This window comes from Streptococcus sp. 27098_8_134 (assembly GCF_041431675.1).
Taxonomy (GTDB): Bacteria; Bacillota; Bacilli; order Lactobacillales; family Streptococcaceae; genus Streptococcus; species Streptococcus sanguinis_R.
Window position 1 is genome coordinate 351,187 of record NZ_JAPVYD010000003.1, and the last position, 15,771, is coordinate 366,957.

Consider the following 15,771-nt stretch of genomic DNA (forward strand, 5'->3'; position numbering starts at 1 on the left):
CTGTTTGTGTCATCACTGACAGTCTGATTCAGATGGGTTGTTTTGTTGCATGATGGCAAGCCGGAACAGAAAAAAACCTGATTCTTAAACGATATTTTTCAGAAAAATCTGTCCCCAGACAGTTCCTGCTTTTAGGGCTTGCTGGGGGCTTTTTTTCCTGCTAAAATAAACACATGACACGTTATAAAGCGATTATTTCCTATGATGGCTATGGCTTTGCTGGTTTTCAGCGACAGCCCCATGCCAGAAGCGTTCAGGAAGAGATTGAAAAGACCCTGACCCGTATCAATAAAGGCCAGCCTGTGGTGATTCATGGAGCGGGCCGAACCGACAGCGGCGTCCATGCTCTGGGCCAGGTGCTGCATTTTGATTTACCAGAAGAGCGGGATGAAGAGAAATTGCGTTTTGCTTTGGATACACAGACGCCGGAAGATATTGATTTTATAAGGGTGGAGCAGGTGTCGGATGATTTTCATTCTCGCTACAATAAGCACAGCAAGACCTATGAATTTTTGGTGGATATCGGCCGGCCCAAAAATCCTATGATGCGCCATTATGCCACGCATTATCCATATCCTTTGGAGCTGGGTCTGATAGAAGAAGCGATTGCTCAGTTAGAGGGGACGCATGATTTTACTGGATTTACGGCTTCGGGGACCAGTGTGGAAGACAAGGTTCGGACCATTACCGAGGCCAAGGTCCGCTATGATGCAGAGCGGAATTTTCTAGTCTTTACTTTTTCGGGCAATGGCTTTCTCTACAAGCAGATCCGTAATATGGTCGGTACCCTGCTCAAGATTGGCAATAAGCGCATGCTGGTAGAGCAGATTCAGAGGATTTTAGCGGAGAAAGATCGCCATCTGGCAGGACCAACAGCCGGTCCAAACGGCCTCTATCTAAAGGAGATTCGTTATGAAGAATAAGTTGATTTTAGCCCTTTCGGGCAATGATATTTTCAGCGGCGGCGGACTGCACGCTGATTTGGCTACCTACACGGTCAATGGTCTGCATGGATTCGTAGCTGTGACTTGCCTGACAGCCATGACTGATAAGGGATTTGAGGTCATTCCAGTTGAGGAAGAGGTTTTTGCCCAGCAGTTAGCCAGTCTCAAAGATGTTCCTTTTTCTGCTATTAAGATAGGACTTTTACCCAATCTGGAAATAGCAGAGCAGGCATTGGCTTTTGTCAGGCAGCATGCGGATATACCAGTAGTTCTGGATCCTGTTCTGGTCTGCAAGGAAAATCATGACTTGGAAGTCAGTGCACTTAGAGAAGAAATCATCAAGTTTTTCCCTTATGTCAGCATCATCACGCCAAATCTGGCAGAAGCTCAGCTATTGACCCAAAAAGAAATCAAAACTCTGGAGGATATGCGGGCTGCAGCCAAGGAGCTCTATGATTTGGGAGCTAAGCATGTGGTGATTAAGGGCGGCAATCGCTTAAGTAAGGAGCGAGCGGTGGATGTTTACTATGACGGACGCGATTTTGAGGTCATGGAATCACTAGTGCTGGCCAGCAACAATACCGGAGCGGGTTGCACATTTGCTTCCAGCATTGCCAGTCAGCTGCTTCTAGGCAAGTCTCCGCTTGCAGCAGTTCAAATTTCTAAAGATTTTGTTTACCGAGCGATTCAGCGCTCAGATCAATATGGGGTAGTTCAGTATGAGAAATACTCAAGTTAAAAAATTAGTTATCTTAGCTTTCATCACAGCTCTATCAGTGGTTTTGGGGAATTTTTTAAAAATCCCAACTCCGACAGGATTTTTGACACTGCTGGATGCAGGGATTTATTTTACAGCCTTCTACTTTGGCCGCAAGGAAGCGGCTATTGTTGGAGGCCTTTCAGGCTTTTTGATTGATATGGTAGCTGGCTATCCCCAGTGGATGATTTTCAGTCTGATTTGCCACGGACTTCAAGGCTTCTTTGCTGGCTTTGAGGGCAAGAAACGCTACCTTGGGCTGGTCTTGGCCGCAGCAGCTATGGTCGGTGGCTATGCCCTCTTTGGTAGTATCATGAATGGTGTCGGGGCTGCCCTAGCCGAAATCTCAAGTAATTTTATGCAGAATGCATTTGGTTTAGCAGTCGGTTTTGCCCTCTACAAAGCCTTCCCAGAGAGTTTGAAAAAGACAGTCACAGTGAAATAAACGAGGTGAGACATGGACTTAGCTAAGATTGGAGCGGAAACTCGTCAAATTCTTCTAGATGTTTTGGACAAGGCTGCCTTGGTCGAGGGAGATATTTTTGTTCTGGGTCTATCCTCTAGTGAGGTTGTCGGAGGCCATATCGGTCAGAATTCCAGTCTGGAAGTCGGACAGGTTATTGTCAAAGCCATACTGGATATCTTAGAAGAAAAGGGTATCTTTCTAGCAGTTCAGGGATGTGAACATCTCAATCGCGCCCTCGTAATCGAAAGAGCTTTGGCGAACAAGAAGGATTTGGAGATGGTCAATGTTCTGCCTACTCTTCATGCAGGTGGCAGCGGTCAGCTAGCAGCTTTCCAATACATGAAGGATCCTGTTGAGGTGGAGTTTATTGTCGCTCAGGCGGGTCTGGACATTGGCGATACTGCTATCGGCATGCATGTCAAGCACGTGCAGATTCCTATCCGACCGATTCTCAAGAAGTTGGGAGCTGCCCATGTCACGGCTTTAGCCAGCCGTCCCAAGCTGATTGGCGGTGCCAGAGCGGCCTATATAGAGGATAAAATCAGGAAGGGATAAAAGGAAAAATAATTTTGAAAAAAACTCTAATTATGCTATAATGGGTTGTATTCAATAAATTTTAAGGAGAAATGACAGAATGTCTGTATCATTTGAAAACAAAGAAACAAATCGCGGTCTTTTGACTTTTAGCATCAGTCAAGAGAAAATCAAGCCTGCCTTGGACCGTGTATTTAACTCAGTAAAAAAAGATATTGCTGTACCAGGTTTCCGTAAAGGTCGCCTTCCACGTGCTATCTTCAACCAACGTTTTGGTGAAGAAGCCCTCTACCAAGATGCTTTGAACGCTCTTCTTCCAGAAGCATACGAAGCGGCTGTCAAAGAAGCAGGTATCGAAGTAGTTGCTCAGCCTCAGTTTGATGTCGAGTCTATGGAAAAAGGTCAAGACTGGGTCATCAAAGCTGAAGTAGTCACTAAGCCAGAAGTTAAGCTGGGTGCTTACAAAGATTTGGAAGTGACTGTTGAAGCTAGCAAAGAAGTGACTGACGCTGAAGTAGATGAGCGCATTGAGCGTGAGCGCAACAACTTGGCTGAGTTGGTTCTCAAAGAAGGTCCAGCAGCTGACGGTGATACAGTTGTGATTGACTTTGTTGGATCTGTTGACGGCGTTGAATTTGACGGCGGCAAGGGCGATAACTTCTCACTTGGACTTGGCAGCGGTCAATTCATCCCAGGATTTGAAGAGCAGTTGGTTGGCCACAGTGCAGGTGAAACAGTGGACGTTGTCGTAACCTTCCCAGAAGACTACCAAGCAGAAGACTTGGCGGGCAAGGAAGCTAAATTTGTGACAACTATTCACGAAGTTAAAGAAAAAGAAGTTCCAGCATTGGACGATGAGCTTGCAAAAGATATCGACGAAGAGGTGGAAACTCTTGACGAGCTGAAAGAAAAGTACCGCAAAGAATTGGCAGAAGCTAAGGAAACAGCTTATAACGATGCAGTAGAAGCAGCAGCTATTGATCAAGCAGTAGCAAACGCTGAAATCGTTGACTTGCCAGCAGAAATGGTCCACGAAGAAGTACACCGCGCTGTTAATGAATTCTTGGGCAATATGCAACGCCAAGGTATCTCACCTGACATGTACTTCCAAATCACTGGTACTAGTCAGGAAGACCTGCACAAGCAATACGAAGCAGATGCTGAGTCACGTACTAAGACAAACCTTGTCGTAGAAGCTGTTGCTAAGGCAGAAGGTTTTGAAGCTAGCGGAGAAGAAATCGAAGCAGAAGTAACTTCATTGGCTACAGACTACAACATGGAAGTAGAACGTGTTCGTCAATTGCTGTCAGAAGACATGCTGAAACACGACATTGCTATCAAGAAAGCTGTTGAAGTGATTACAAGCACTGCAAAAGTGAAATAAGCTTCATCATTCAAAATGAGATTATTTGAAACTAGTGTACAGATGCACTAGTTTCTTTTTGTACTTGTTCCGTGATTTTTCCCGGATTTTCTTTTGACGAAAATAGAAATTTATCGTACAATAGAAAGTAGCGAAAAATTGCAAGAGGGCGACAAGCCTTTACTTAATCTTAAAGGAGATAAACTTTGGAATTAGAAGTATTTGCTGGACAGGAAAAAAGTGAGCTTTCTATGATTGAAGTGGCGCGTGCCATTTTGGAAGCCCGCGGCCGCGACCATGAGATGTATTTTAATGATCTGGTCAATGAAATTCAAAACTATCTGGAAAAATCAAACAGCGAGATTCGTGATGCTCTGCCTTTATTCTACACAGAACTCAATGTAGACGGCAGCTTTATTCCGCTGGGGGATAATAAATGGGGCCTGCGTTCATGGTATGCTATCGACGAAGTGGATGAAGAAATCATTGCTTTGGAAGAGACTGATGAGGACGACGCACCTAAGAAACGTAAGAAGAAACGCGTCAATGCCTTTATGGATGGCGACGAGGATGCCATTGACTACAGCGATGACGATCCAGAAGATGAGGACGGCTACGAAGCAGATCCAGCTCTCTCATACGATGAGGAAAATCCAGACGATGAGAAGAATGAAGTGGAAGCTTACGATGCTGAAATCAACGAAATCGCTCCAGATGATCTAGGTGAAGAAGTCGAACTCAACGAAGAAGATGACGACTACTCTGACGAAGACACGGAGACCGAAGAGGAAGAATAGAACAACCAAAAGAAGCAAGGGACGAAATCCTTTGTTTCTTTTAATATTCCTTGAAATATAAGTTCGGAAGGTGTAGAATACTAATAAAATTTAATAAAGAAAAGATGGAGGAAGGCTGCTATGAAATTTGTCATTGATAAGAGTCTGGGTGATTTAGGTATTAAGAGTGTTGTTATCGGGATTGCCAAGAATGTCAATCCTCATGCAGAACTGTCTTCCTCATTTCTAAAAAAGAAAAAGGAAATGGAAGACTGGGCTCTGGCCTGCGACTTGGATGAGGTGCTTGAGTCGCCGGTGGTTCAAGGTTATGTAGAAATACTCCAGCGCGTAGGTCGCAGTGTCAAGAAAAATCCTCCGACGGTTCCCGCTCTGATTCGCAATATCCAGCACCGAGGCTCGCTCCCTCATATTAATAGCATTATTGATATTTATAATGTCGAAGCCCTGCATTCTCTACTGGCTATTGGTGGGCATGATTTTGATAAGATTGAAGGTCAGATAGAATTCACCGTAAGCCAAAAGGAAGATGTTTTTCTGCCTATTTTGTCCAAGGAGAAGCATGTTGCCGAGACAGACTATGTTTATCGGGATGCCAAAGGCATTTTGGCTTGGCTGGATGTTCGTGACAGCGAGTATTATAAGTTTGATGAAGAGACCAAGGATGCTATTTTCATCATTCAGGGGAATGCCAATACCTCTGTCGAAATGCGTCTGGAAGCCTTGGAGCGAATCCGACGCGATTTAGCGGAGTCCATGCCCGATGTAGAATTCGAAACACATGTCATCAGTATTGGTGAAAATGGATGAAAACCGAATGAAATCATTTGACAATTTTTTAGGTTTGCGATATTATACTGTTCGGGCACCTCTTTTAGAGGTCAGAGCTTCCTGTTTTCAGGGAGCTATTTTTCTTTTTCAGACAGATTATGGGAAATCCTCCTCTATATAAGGTTCCAGCAACTGCGATGCTGCTGGAACGAATTGTTTTATGAAAAGGAGCACGTATGTCAACTAAATATATTTTTGTCACCGGCGGTGTGGTTTCTTCTATCGGAAAAGGGATTGTGGCAGCTAGCTTGGGCCGGCTTTTGAAGAATCGAGGCCTCAAGGTTACGCTTCAGAAGTTTGACCCATATATCAACATTGATCCGGGGACCATGAGCCCTTACCAGCATGGGGAAGTGTTTGTCACAGATGATGGAGCCGAGACGGATCTGGATCTGGGGCATTATGAGCGTTTTATTGACATCAATCTCAATAAATACTCCAATGTTACCACTGGTAAAATCTATAGCGAAGTCCTGCGCAAGGAGCGTAAAGGCGAGTATCTGGGGGCAACGGTCCAAGTCATTCCGCATATTACGGATGCTCTCAAGGACAAGATCAAGCGGGCTGCACGGACGACGGACTCGGATGTAATTATTACCGAGGTCGGAGGTACAGTAGGGGACATCGAGTCTCTTCCTTTCTTAGAAGCTCTGCGCCAGATGAAGGCGGATGTCGGAGCAGATAATGTCATGTATATCCATACGACCCTTCTTCCCTACCTCAAGGCAGCTGGAGAAATGAAGACCAAACCGACTCAGCATTCTGTCAAAGAGTTGCGCGGTCTGGGGATTCAGCCTAATATGCTGGTCATCCGCACAGAAGAGCCAGCTGGGCAAAACATCAAAAATAAACTGGCTCAATTCTGCGATGTAGCGCCTGAGGCGGTCATTGAGTCACTAGATGTGGAGCATCTCTACCAAATTCCTCTCAATTTGCAGGCGCAAAAGATGGACCAGATCGTCTGTGACCATCTGAAGCTGGATACGCCGGCGGCAGATATGACAGAGTGGTCAGCTATGGTAGAAAAAGTGATGAATCTGAAAAGTCAGGTCCGAATTGCTCTGGTCGGCAAGTATGTCGAGTTGCCAGATGCCTATATTTCAGTTGTCGAAGCGCTCAAGCATGCCGGCTATGCCAATGATGCGGAAGTTAAGATTAACTGGATCGATGCGAATCAGGTAACTGCTGAAAATGCAGCAGAGCTTCTTGGAAGTGCGGATGGGATTATTGTTCCGGGCGGCTTTGGTCAGAGAGGAACTGAGGGGAAGATTCAGGCAATCCGCTATGCGCGTGAGCAGGATGTGCCTATGTTGGGGATTTGTTTGGGCATGCAGTTAACCTGTGTCGAATTCGCCCGTCATGTCCTAGGATTGGCGGATGCCAACTCAGCGGAGCTCAATCCAGACACACCGTATCCGATTATTGACCTCATGCGTGATCAGATTGATGTCGAAGACTTGGGTGGAACGCTGAGATTGGGGCTCTATCCTTCTAAACTTAAGAGTGGCTCTAAGGCAGCAGCGGCTTACGACTATCAAGAAGTCGTGCAGCGCCGTCACCGTCATCGTTATGAGTTTAACAATGCTTTCCGCGAGCAGTTTGAGGCAGCTGGATTTGTATTTTCAGGAGTTTCACCAGACAATCGCTTGGTCGAAATAGTGGAAATCCCAGAAAATAAATTCTTCGTAGCCTGTCAGTATCACCCAGAGCTTTCTAGCCGACCGAACCGACCTGAAGGTCTTTATACAGCCTTTGTCACAGCAGCGGTAGAAAAGAGCTCGGATAGATAGACTTGCTTTGTCTGACCTAAGCGACTTTTTTAGAGAAATGTTATAATAAAAAACAAAAGGAGGGAAGAAGATGTTTCTAAACATTTTAGCTAGTATTCGTACTAATAATTTTCAAGATGAGCATTGTATAGAAAAAATCCAGGCTCTCTGGCAGGAACAAGAGGAAGCGGTGAAAGAAGCTTTTGCCCAAGGGGAACCGGTTTATGCTGTCTATCATGACTATGCTAGTGATTACAAAGGAGACTACAGCCTCTCTATCTGTCGTTTGACAGATGGGGACGTCTATGATTTTGATACATCCGAGCAGACCTATCAAGTATTTGAAGCGGATAAGGAAGATACGCAAGCGATTCTTCATGCTTGGCAGAGGATTTGGCAGGCAGAAGAAACAGGTGAGCTTCATCGGGACTACACTATTGACTTTGAAAAATACGATCCCGACCAAACGGTGGCTGTCTTTATTGCGACTCAGCAACCTTGAGTTTTCGGTGTTCCTTCCTTAGCTTCATTTTCGCTTAGATTTCCTAAATTTGCTGATTGAGTAGAAAGTTGATTTTTTGAAATAAAGTCAAAAATTTTCTTGACAAGCCTTAGCTGTCCTGTTATACTAGTAAGGTACTCAATCGCGGGGATGGCGGAATTGGCAGACGCGCAGGACTAAGGATCCTGTGACCGCTTTAGGTCGTGAGGGTTCAAGTCCCTCTCTCCGCATCAAGTAAGCTGGCTTTGGTCAGCTTTTTCTTTTTCCACTAGAGACGCTTAAAGAGGCTGAGTGTCTCCCTGTAATTCTTTAAAATTTCAGGAAAAACTAGCAATTTTAGTGAAAAAGTGATAAAATAAACAATGTAAGTGGTTTAACCACAAAAAATAAGAGGAGGCCTGATAAGAATGGCAATCGTTTCAGCAGAAAAATTTGTCCAAGCAGCTCGTGACAATGGTTACGCAGTTGGTGGATTCAACACAAACAACCTTGAGTGGACTCAAGCTATCCTGCGTGCGGCAGAAGCTAAGAAAGCACCAGTGCTTATCCAAACTTCAATGGGTGCTGCTAAATACATGGGTGGCTACAAAGTTGCTCGTAACTTGATCGCTAACCTTGTAGAATCAATGGGCATCACTGTACCAGTTGCGATTCACTTGGACCATGGTCACTACGAAGATGCACTTGAGTGTATCGAAGTTGGTTACACTTCTATCATGTTTGATGGTTCACACCTTCCAGTAGAAGAAAACCTTAAATTGGCTAAAGATGTTGTTGAAAAAGCACACGCTAAAGGTATCTCAGTAGAAGCTGAAGTTGGTACTATCGGTGGTGAAGAAGACGGTATCATCGGTAAAGGTGAATTGGCTCCAATCGAAGACGCTAAAGCAATGGTTGAAACTGGAATCGACTTCTTGGCAGCTGGTATCGGTAACATCCACGGTCCATACCCAGCAAACTGGGAAGGTCTTGACCTTGACCACTTGAAGAAATTGACAGAAGCTCTTCCAGGCTTCCCAATCGTATTGCACGGTGGTTCAGGTATTCCTGATGACCAAATCCAAGCAGCTATTAAACTTGGTGTTGCCAAAGTTAACGTTAACACTGAATGCCAAATCGCATTCGCTAACGCAACTCGTAAATTTGCTCGTGACTACGAAGCAAACGAAGCAGAATACGACAAGAAGAAACTCTTCGACCCACGTAAATTCTTGGCTGATGGTGTAAAAGCTATCCAAGCATCAGTTGAAGAACGTATCGACGTATTCGGTTCAGAAGGTAAAGCTTAATCTAGCTTAACCATACAAAATAGAAACCTGCCCGTAAGGGTGGGTTTTTTGTATTATGATAATTGGACAAGTAAAGAATAAATAATATTTTTCTTACAATCTAATAAAAAAATCTTGACAGACTAGATGATGAGGAGTAAAATATTAACCAGTTAATTAACTAGTTAAAGAATTTAATAAGTTGTTAAAAATTGAGTTTCTGCTATATTTTATAGAAAAAAATATTTAGATGATTTCTTTGGGGGTATATTATGAGTTAATTGTAAATTGTGATAGGTTTTAGCGAATTCTATGTAATCAAAAAAGAAAGTGATATTCAATGGAAAAAAATAAGAAATACTTAATAGGAATTGTTGTCATTGCTATTGTGGGTCTTTTTGCTCATCAGTTAGGTTATTATCAGGCAAACAGTTCGATTAAAAAATCCAATCGTGTTAGCTATATTGATGGTAAGCAAGCTGTTCAAAAGTCTGAGGAGTTAACGCCTGACGAAGTAAGCAAAAAAGAAGGGATTAACGCGGAGCAGATTGTTATCAAGATTACTGATCAGGGTTATGTTACTTCTCATGGTGATCACTATCATTATTATAATGGGAAAGTTCCATATGATGCTATTTTCAGCGAAGATCTTTTGATGAAAGATCCCAACTATCAACTTAGGACTGAGGATATTGTCAATGAAGTCAAGGGTGGATATGTTATCAAGGTTAATGGCCAATATTATGTTTATCTGAAAGATATAGCTCGCGCGGATAATATTCGCAGTAAGGAAGAGATTAATCGTCAAAAGCAGGAACATGGTCATAATGTTACGAAAATAAGCAATGAAGTAGCAACAGCTAGAGCTCAAGGCCGTTATACAACAGATGATGGCTATGTTTTTAATGCTTCAGACATTATTGAGGATACGGGAGATGCGTATATTGTACCTCATGGTGATCATTTTCACTATATCCCAAAGAGTGATTTGTCGCCTAGTGAGCTAGCTGCAGCTCAAGCTTACCTATCAGGTAGAGGAAAAGTAGCTAGTACTGTAGTCAGCCGTTCGTATAATAATGGAAGCAGTGGCTGGATACAGACACAACCTACTTTTACTCAAATTTCAAACAACTATCAACCGAGTCAAGGAGAAGATGTTAAGGGTCTCCTTCAGCAACTTTATAATCTTCCACTTAGTCAGCGTCATGTTGAATCAGATGGCTTGATCTTTGATCCAGCACAAATTACTAGTCGAACACAAAATGGAGTAGCAGTGCCGCATGGTAATCATTATCACTTTATTCCTTATACACAAATGTCGGCATTGGAAGAAAAGCTTGCTCGGACAATTCCTCTTATAAGTCAGCCTAATAAACCTATGTTAGGATTGACACCTTATAGACCTATACCAACTCCGATACTAACTCCATCTCAACCAGCTTTAAAACCGATTCTTCCTCCAAAGTTAAATTTGGAACATGCGGATTCATTGGATAAGGATTTAATCCAGCAGGTCGTTAGGAAAATAGCTGACGGTTATGTGCTAGAGGATAAAGGAGTGTCCCGCTATCTTTTAGCTAAAGACTTGCCTAAAGAGATTATTACAGCGATTGAAAATAAATTGGCGAAGCAGAAAAGCATACCTCATGTCCTGCAAGCTAAGAAAGAATCAGTTGAACCGAAAGATCAAGAGTTTTATGATAAGGTATATGGTCTTCTGACTCAGGCCCATCAGCAATTGCTAGAAAATAAGGGACGTTTGTCAGATTTTCAAGCCTTGGATGATTTAGTGAAGCGTTTGAATGATGAGACAAGTGATAAGGTGCAATTAATTGATGACTTATTAGCATTTCTTGCGCCTATCAATCATCCAGAACGTCTCGGCAAAGCAAATTCACAGATTGAGTATACTGAAACCGAAGTTCGAGTAGCCCAGCTGGCTGACAAATATACGACATCTGATGGATATATCTTTGATGCCCGGGATATTATCAGCGACGAAGGAGATGCTTATGTAACCCCTCATATGGGACACAGTCACTGGATAGGAAAAGATAGTCTTTCAGCTAAAGAAAAAGCAGCTGCTCAGGCGTATACTAAAGAAAAAGGTCTGCTTCCACCTGCACCAACAGATGATTCCAAAGCCAATCCAAGTGGAGAAAGTGCGGCTGCTATCTACGAACGTGTTCAAGGAGAGAAACGGATACCGCTCGTTCGTCTGCCTTACAATGTTGAGCATACTGTAGAAGTAAAAAATGGTAATCTGATTATCCCTCATAAGGATCACTACCACAACATCAAATTTGCTTGGTTCGATGATAAGACTTACCGAGCTCCTAATGGCTATACATTAGAGGATTTATTTGCAACTATCAAGTATTATGTTGAACATCCAGATGAGCGACCACAGTCTAGCGATGGATGGGGGAATGCAAGTGATCATGTTTTAGGTAAAAAAGATGACAAGGAGGATGCTGTTAGCCCAGAGAAACCTCAAGAAGAAGTTGAAGAGGAAACACCAACTGAGCCAGAAGTACCTCAAGTTGAAACTGCTAAAGTAGAAGCTAAGTTGCAAGAGGCGGAAGACTTACTTGAAAAGACGACGGATCCAAGTTTGAAATCCAATGCAACTGAGACCTTAACAGGATTGCGAAATAATCTTAATTTAGGGACTATGGATAATAATGGCATCATGGCAGAAGCAGAAAAATTGCTATCCTTGCTGCAATCTGCTTCTTCAGCTTCTGTGTCAAGTACAGAAGTAACTGATTAGCTGAGGTGAAGGAGTATTGTATGAAAAAAAGAACTGCAGTATTACTAATGCTGAGTATACTAGCTCTGATGCTGGGAGCGTGTACTCAGAAAGAAGAACAACAAGCTAAAGGTTTGAAGATTGTGACCAGTTTTTATCCGGTTTATGCCATGGTTAAAGAAGTATCTGGTGATTTGAATGATGTTCGCATGATTCAATCTAGTACAGGGATCCATTCATTTGAACCATCAGCTAATGATATAGCGGCTATCTATGATGCGGATGTTTTTGTCTATCATTCACATACCTTAGAGTCATGGGCGGGGAGCCTAGATCCAAATTTGCAAAAATCTAAGGTGAAAGTACTTGAAGCTTCCGAAGGAATGCCCCTGGAACGTGTACCGGGTTTGGAAGATGTGGAAGCTGGCCAAGGAATTGATGAAAAAACTCTCTACGATCCTCATACCTGGCTAGATCCTGAAAAAGCTGGTGAAGAAGCACAGATTATTGCAGATAAGCTGTCTGAACTCGATAAAGAACACAAGGAAATATATCAAAAAAATGCTAAGAATTTCATTACTAAAGCTCAAGAATTGACCCAAAAATACCAGCCAATCTTTGATAAGGCTAAGCAAAAGACTTTCGTCACTCAACATACTGCGTTCTCGTATTTAGCAAAGCGGTTTGGTTTGCAGCAGCTAGGTATTGCAGGGGTTTCTCCTGAACAAGAGCCAAATGCAAGGCAGCTTACTGAAATTCAAGAATTTGTGAAAACCTATAAAGTTAAAACGATTTTTACCGAAAGCAATGCATCGTCGAAAGTGGCAGAAACGCTCGTCAAGTCAACGGGAGTCAGACTGAAAACTCTCAATCCTTTAGAAGCCGATCCTCAAAATGATAAAAACTACCTAGAGAATCTAGAAGAAAACATGAGTATCTTGGCTAAAGAATTGAAATGAGAAGGTAAAGCATAATCTAGCTGAAGACTACAAAACAGAAACCTGCCCGTAAGGGTGGGTTTTTTGGTGTGTGATAAAATATGATAATTATTTTTGAATTTCCTATGTTAGTTTGGAAGTAAAAGTGGTAGTATAGTGAGGAGATAAGATTCTATTTTCCTGAGTTTGGTAGGGAAATGGTTTGTAAGATGAATGAATGATAGGATATTGAGAAACGTATGGCAATGATAGAAGTAGAGCATCTTCAGAAAAATTTTGTGAAGACGGTTAAGGAACCAGGCTTGAAGGGGGCTTTGCGCTCCTTTATTCATCCTGAAAAGCAGACCTTTGAGGCGGTCAAGGATTTGACCTTTGAGGTTCCTAAGGGACAGATTTTAGGCTTTATCGGGGCTAATGGTGCTGGGAAGTCGACAACCATTAAAATGCTGACCGGGATTTTGAAGCCCACTTCTGGTTTGTGTCGGATTAACGGTAAAATTCCGCAGGACAATCGTCAAGATTATGTCAAGGACATTGGAGTTGTCTTTGGACAAAGAACCCAGCTGTGGTGGGATTTGGCTCTGCAAGAGACCTACACGGTCTTAAAGGAGATTTATGATGTGCCAGACTCACTTTTCCATAAGCGCATGGACTTTTTGAATGAAGTCTTGGATTTGAAGGAATTTATCAAAGACCCCGTGCGGACTCTTTCACTGGGTCAACGGATGCGTGCGGACATTGCTGCTTCCTTGCTCCATAATCCTAAGGTTCTCTTTTTAGATGAGCCGACCATTGGTTTGGATGTTTCGGTCAAGGATAACATTCGCCGGGCCATTACCCAGATCAATCAGGAAGAAGAAACAACCATTCTATTGACTACTCACGATTTGAGTGATATTGAGCAACTCTGTGATCGAATTTTTATGATTGACAAGGGGCAGGAGATTTTTGATGGAACGGTGAGCCAGCTTAAAGAGACCTTTGGAAAGATGAAGACTCTTTCTTTTGAACTGGTGCCAGGCCAAAGTCATCTCGTCTCTCAGTTTGAAGGCTTGCCTGATATGACCATTGATAGACAAGGAAATAGCCTCAACATTCAATACGATAGTTCCCGCTACCAGTCAGCTGATATTATCAAGCAAACCTTGTCTGATTTTGAGATTCGCGATTTGAAGATGGTGGATACGGATATTGAGGATATTATCCGTCGCTTCTACCGAAAGGAGCTCTAAGATGGTCAAATTGTGGAGACGTTATAAACCCTTTATCAATGCAGGGATTCAGGAGTTGATTACCTATCGAGTCAATTTTCTTCTCTATCGGCTTGGCGATGTCATGGGAGCTTTTGTGGCCTTTTATCTCTGGAAGGCAGTCTTCGATTCGTCGCAAGAGTCTTTGATTCAGGGCTTCAGTATGGCAGATATCACCCTCTACATCATCATGAGTTTTGTGACTAACCTTTTGACCAAGTCGGATTCTTCCTTTATGATTGGAGAGGAGGTCAAGGACGGATCCATTATCATGCGCTTGCTGAGACCGGTGCACTTTGCGGCCTCTTATCTCTTCACCGAGCTTGGTTCCAAGTGGTTAATTTTTGTCAGCGTTGGACTTCCATTTTTAAGTGTTATTTTTCTGATGAAAATCTTATCTGGGCAAGGCATTGTAGAAGTGTTGGGTTTAACTGCACTATATCTTTTTAGCTTAACCCTAGCCTATCTGATTAACTTTTTCTTTAATATCTGCTTTGGATTTTCAGCTTTTGTTTTTAAAAATCTATGGGGCTCTAATCTGCTCAAGAATTCTCTGATTGCCTTTATGTCGGGGAGTTTGATTCCTTTGGCTTTCTTTCCCAAGGTAGTTTCAGATATTCTGTCCTTTTTGCCTTTTTCGTCCTTGATTTACACTCCAGTCATGATCCTTGTTGGGAAATACGATACCAGTCAGATTCTTCAGGCTCTTTTCCTGCAGTTGTTTTGGCTTTTAGTGATGGTTGGCTTGTCTCAGTTGATTTGGAAAAGAGTCCAGTCTTTCATCACCATTCAAGGAGGTTAGTATGAAAAAATATCAGCGCATGCATCTGATTTTTATCAGACAATACATCAAGCAAATCATGGAATATAAGGTTGATTTTGTGGTTGGTATTTTAGGTGTTTTCCTGACCCAAGGCTTGAACCTCTTGTTTCTCAATGTCATCTTTCAACACATCCCCTCGCTAGAAGGCTGGACCTTTCAAGAGATTGCCTTTATCTATGGTTTTTCCTTGATTCCCAAGGGACTGGACCATCTCTTTTTTGACAATCTCTGGGCACTGGGGCAACGATTGGTGAGAAAGGGAGAGTTTGACAAGTATCTGACTCGTCCTATCAATCCTCTCTTTCACATCCTAGTCGAGACTTTTCAGATTGATGCCTTGGGTGAGCTCTTGGTCGGTGGAATTTTACTAGCGACAACGTTCTCTAGCATTACTTGGACTATTCCCAAGTTCTTGCTTTTCCTAGTCTGCATTCCTTTTGCGACCCTGATTTATACTTCTTTGAAAATCGCGACAGCCAGTATCGCTTTTTGGACCAAGCAGTCAGGTGCTATGATTTACATTTTCTATATGTTTAATGATTTTGCCAAGTACCCGATTTCCATTTACAATTCGCTCCTTCGTTGGTTGATTAGTTTTATCGTTCCTTTTGCTTTTACAGCCTACTATCCTGCTAGCTATTTCTTGCAGGACAAAAATGGGCTCTTTAACATTGGTGGTTTGATTCTGATTTCCCTTGTTTTCTTTTTCATTTCGCTCAAACTCTGGGATAGGGGATTGGATGCCTACGAAAGTGCGGGTTCGTAAGATGGAAAATATGT

General features: G+C 42.8%; 15 protein-coding genes and 1 tRNA gene. All 16 read left to right on the forward strand.

The genetic code is table 11. From position 1 onward, the window contains the following. Window positions 1-173: 173 nt before the first annotated feature. Window positions 174-923, forward strand: a complete 750-nt coding sequence (truA, locus tag O3620_RS09075; RefSeq protein WP_371601664.1) for a tRNA pseudouridine(38-40) synthase TruA — start codon at window positions 174-176, stop codon at window positions 921-923. After that, on the forward strand, window positions 913-1,683 hold the full coding sequence (locus O3620_RS09080; RefSeq protein ID WP_371601665.1) for a bifunctional hydroxymethylpyrimidine kinase/phosphomethylpyrimidine kinase: 771 nt from the start codon (window positions 913-915) through the stop codon (window positions 1,681-1,683). Before truA ends, O3620_RS09080 begins: the two co-directional genes overlap by 11 nt. Next, window positions 1,664-2,146, forward strand: coding sequence for an ECF transporter S component (locus O3620_RS09085; protein WP_371601666.1), 483 nt, complete (start codon window positions 1,664-1,666; stop codon window positions 2,144-2,146). Before O3620_RS09080 ends, O3620_RS09085 begins: the two co-directional genes overlap by 20 nt. A 12-nt stretch (window positions 2,147-2,158) precedes the next feature. Further along, a complete protein-coding gene (locus O3620_RS09090; RefSeq protein ID WP_002920188.1) occupies window positions 2,159-2,722 on the forward strand; it encodes a TIGR01440 family protein in 564 nt (187 codons plus the stop codon). A 79-nt stretch (window positions 2,723-2,801) separates the two neighbouring features. After that, window positions 2,802-4,085 carry a trigger factor gene (gene tig / locus O3620_RS09095; RefSeq protein ID WP_002920187.1) on the forward strand — a complete coding sequence of 428 codons (1,284 nt, stop codon included), beginning with the start codon at window positions 2,802-2,804 and terminating at the stop codon, window positions 4,083-4,085. A gap of 185 nt (window positions 4,086-4,270) precedes the next feature. Next, window positions 4,271-4,861 (forward strand): DNA-directed RNA polymerase subunit delta, encoded by a 591-nt coding sequence (rpoE, locus tag O3620_RS09100; protein WP_002898937.1) that lies wholly within the window; start codon window positions 4,271-4,273, stop codon window positions 4,859-4,861. Between the two features lie 120 nt (window positions 4,862-4,981). After that, window positions 4,982-5,668: a B3/4 domain-containing protein gene (locus O3620_RS09105; protein ID WP_002920186.1), complete on the forward strand. Its 687-nt coding sequence runs from the start codon at window positions 4,982-4,984 to the stop codon at window positions 5,666-5,668. Window positions 5,669-5,865: 197 nt separating this feature from the next. Beyond that, the gene (locus O3620_RS09110) at window positions 5,866-7,479 is read left to right on the forward strand and encodes a CTP synthase (protein ID WP_371601667.1); all 1,614 of its coding nucleotides are present in this window, start codon (window positions 5,866-5,868) and stop codon (window positions 7,477-7,479) included. Between the two features lie 70 nt (window positions 7,480-7,549). Next, entirely contained in the window at window positions 7,550-7,960 is a 411-nt protein-coding gene (locus tag O3620_RS09115) for a GyrI-like domain-containing protein (protein ID WP_002913977.1), read from the forward strand. Between the two features lie 144 nt (window positions 7,961-8,104). Further along, window positions 8,105-8,190, forward strand: a tRNA-Leu gene (locus tag O3620_RS09120). Window positions 8,191-8,367: 177 nt separating this feature from the next. Continuing rightward, on the forward strand, window positions 8,368-9,249 hold the full coding sequence (locus O3620_RS09125) for a class II fructose-bisphosphate aldolase (RefSeq protein ID WP_002893690.1): 882 nt from the start codon (window positions 8,368-8,370) through the stop codon (window positions 9,247-9,249). Window positions 9,250-9,568: 319 nt separating this feature from the next. After that, window positions 9,569-12,001, forward strand: a complete 2,433-nt coding sequence (locus tag O3620_RS09130; RefSeq protein ID WP_371601668.1) for a pneumococcal-type histidine triad protein — start codon at window positions 9,569-9,571, stop codon at window positions 11,999-12,001. Window positions 12,002-12,021: 20 nt separating this feature from the next. Next, window positions 12,022-12,939 (forward strand): metal ABC transporter solute-binding protein, Zn/Mn family, encoded by a 918-nt coding sequence (locus O3620_RS09135; RefSeq protein ID WP_002917712.1) that lies wholly within the window; start codon window positions 12,022-12,024, stop codon window positions 12,937-12,939. 218 nt (window positions 12,940-13,157) lie between these two features. After that, window positions 13,158-14,150: an ATP-binding cassette domain-containing protein gene (locus tag O3620_RS09140; RefSeq protein ID WP_049553360.1), complete on the forward strand. Its 993-nt coding sequence runs from the start codon at window positions 13,158-13,160 to the stop codon at window positions 14,148-14,150. A 1-nt stretch (window position 14,151) separates the two neighbouring features. Then, window positions 14,152-14,970, forward strand: coding sequence for an ABC-2 family transporter protein (locus O3620_RS09145; protein ID WP_002913971.1), 819 nt, complete (start codon window positions 14,152-14,154; stop codon window positions 14,968-14,970). Between the two features lies 1 nt (window position 14,971). Then, entirely contained in the window at window positions 14,972-15,757 is a 786-nt protein-coding gene (locus O3620_RS09150) for an ABC transporter permease (protein ID WP_371601669.1), read from the forward strand. Window positions 15,758-15,771 lie beyond the last annotated feature (14 nt).

What these genes read in the sequence shown, in the direction of transcription:
- truA (WP_371601664.1), top strand. Translation starts at nt 174, where the DNA reads ATGACACGTTATAAAGCGATTATTTCCTATGATGGCTATGGCTTTGCT.
- O3620_RS09080 (WP_371601665.1), top strand. Translation starts at nt 913, where the DNA reads ATGAAGAATAAGTTGATTTTAGCCCTTTCGGGCAATGATATTTTCAGC.
- O3620_RS09085 (WP_371601666.1), top strand. Translation starts at nt 1,664, where the DNA reads ATGAGAAATACTCAAGTTAAAAAATTAGTTATCTTAGCTTTCATCACA.
- O3620_RS09090 (WP_002920188.1), top strand. Translation starts at nt 2,159, where the DNA reads ATGGACTTAGCTAAGATTGGAGCGGAAACTCGTCAAATTCTTCTAGAT.
- tig (WP_002920187.1), top strand. Translation starts at nt 2,802, where the DNA reads ATGTCTGTATCATTTGAAAACAAAGAAACAAATCGCGGTCTTTTGACT.
- O3620_RS09105 (WP_002920186.1), top strand. Translation starts at nt 4,982, where the DNA reads ATGAAATTTGTCATTGATAAGAGTCTGGGTGATTTAGGTATTAAGAGT.
- O3620_RS09110 (WP_371601667.1), top strand. Translation starts at nt 5,866, where the DNA reads ATGTCAACTAAATATATTTTTGTCACCGGCGGTGTGGTTTCTTCTATC.
- O3620_RS09115 (WP_002913977.1), top strand. Translation starts at nt 7,550, where the DNA reads ATGTTTCTAAACATTTTAGCTAGTATTCGTACTAATAATTTTCAAGAT.
- O3620_RS09125 (WP_002893690.1), top strand. Translation starts at nt 8,368, where the DNA reads ATGGCAATCGTTTCAGCAGAAAAATTTGTCCAAGCAGCTCGTGACAAT.
- O3620_RS09130 (WP_371601668.1), top strand. Translation starts at nt 9,569, where the DNA reads ATGGAAAAAAATAAGAAATACTTAATAGGAATTGTTGTCATTGCTATT.
- O3620_RS09135 (WP_002917712.1), top strand. Translation starts at nt 12,022, where the DNA reads ATGAAAAAAAGAACTGCAGTATTACTAATGCTGAGTATACTAGCTCTG.
- O3620_RS09140 (WP_049553360.1), top strand. Translation starts at nt 13,158, where the DNA reads ATGGCAATGATAGAAGTAGAGCATCTTCAGAAAAATTTTGTGAAGACG.
- O3620_RS09145 (WP_002913971.1), top strand. Translation starts at nt 14,152, where the DNA reads ATGGTCAAATTGTGGAGACGTTATAAACCCTTTATCAATGCAGGGATT.
- O3620_RS09150 (WP_371601669.1), top strand. Translation starts at nt 14,972, where the DNA reads ATGAAAAAATATCAGCGCATGCATCTGATTTTTATCAGACAATACATC.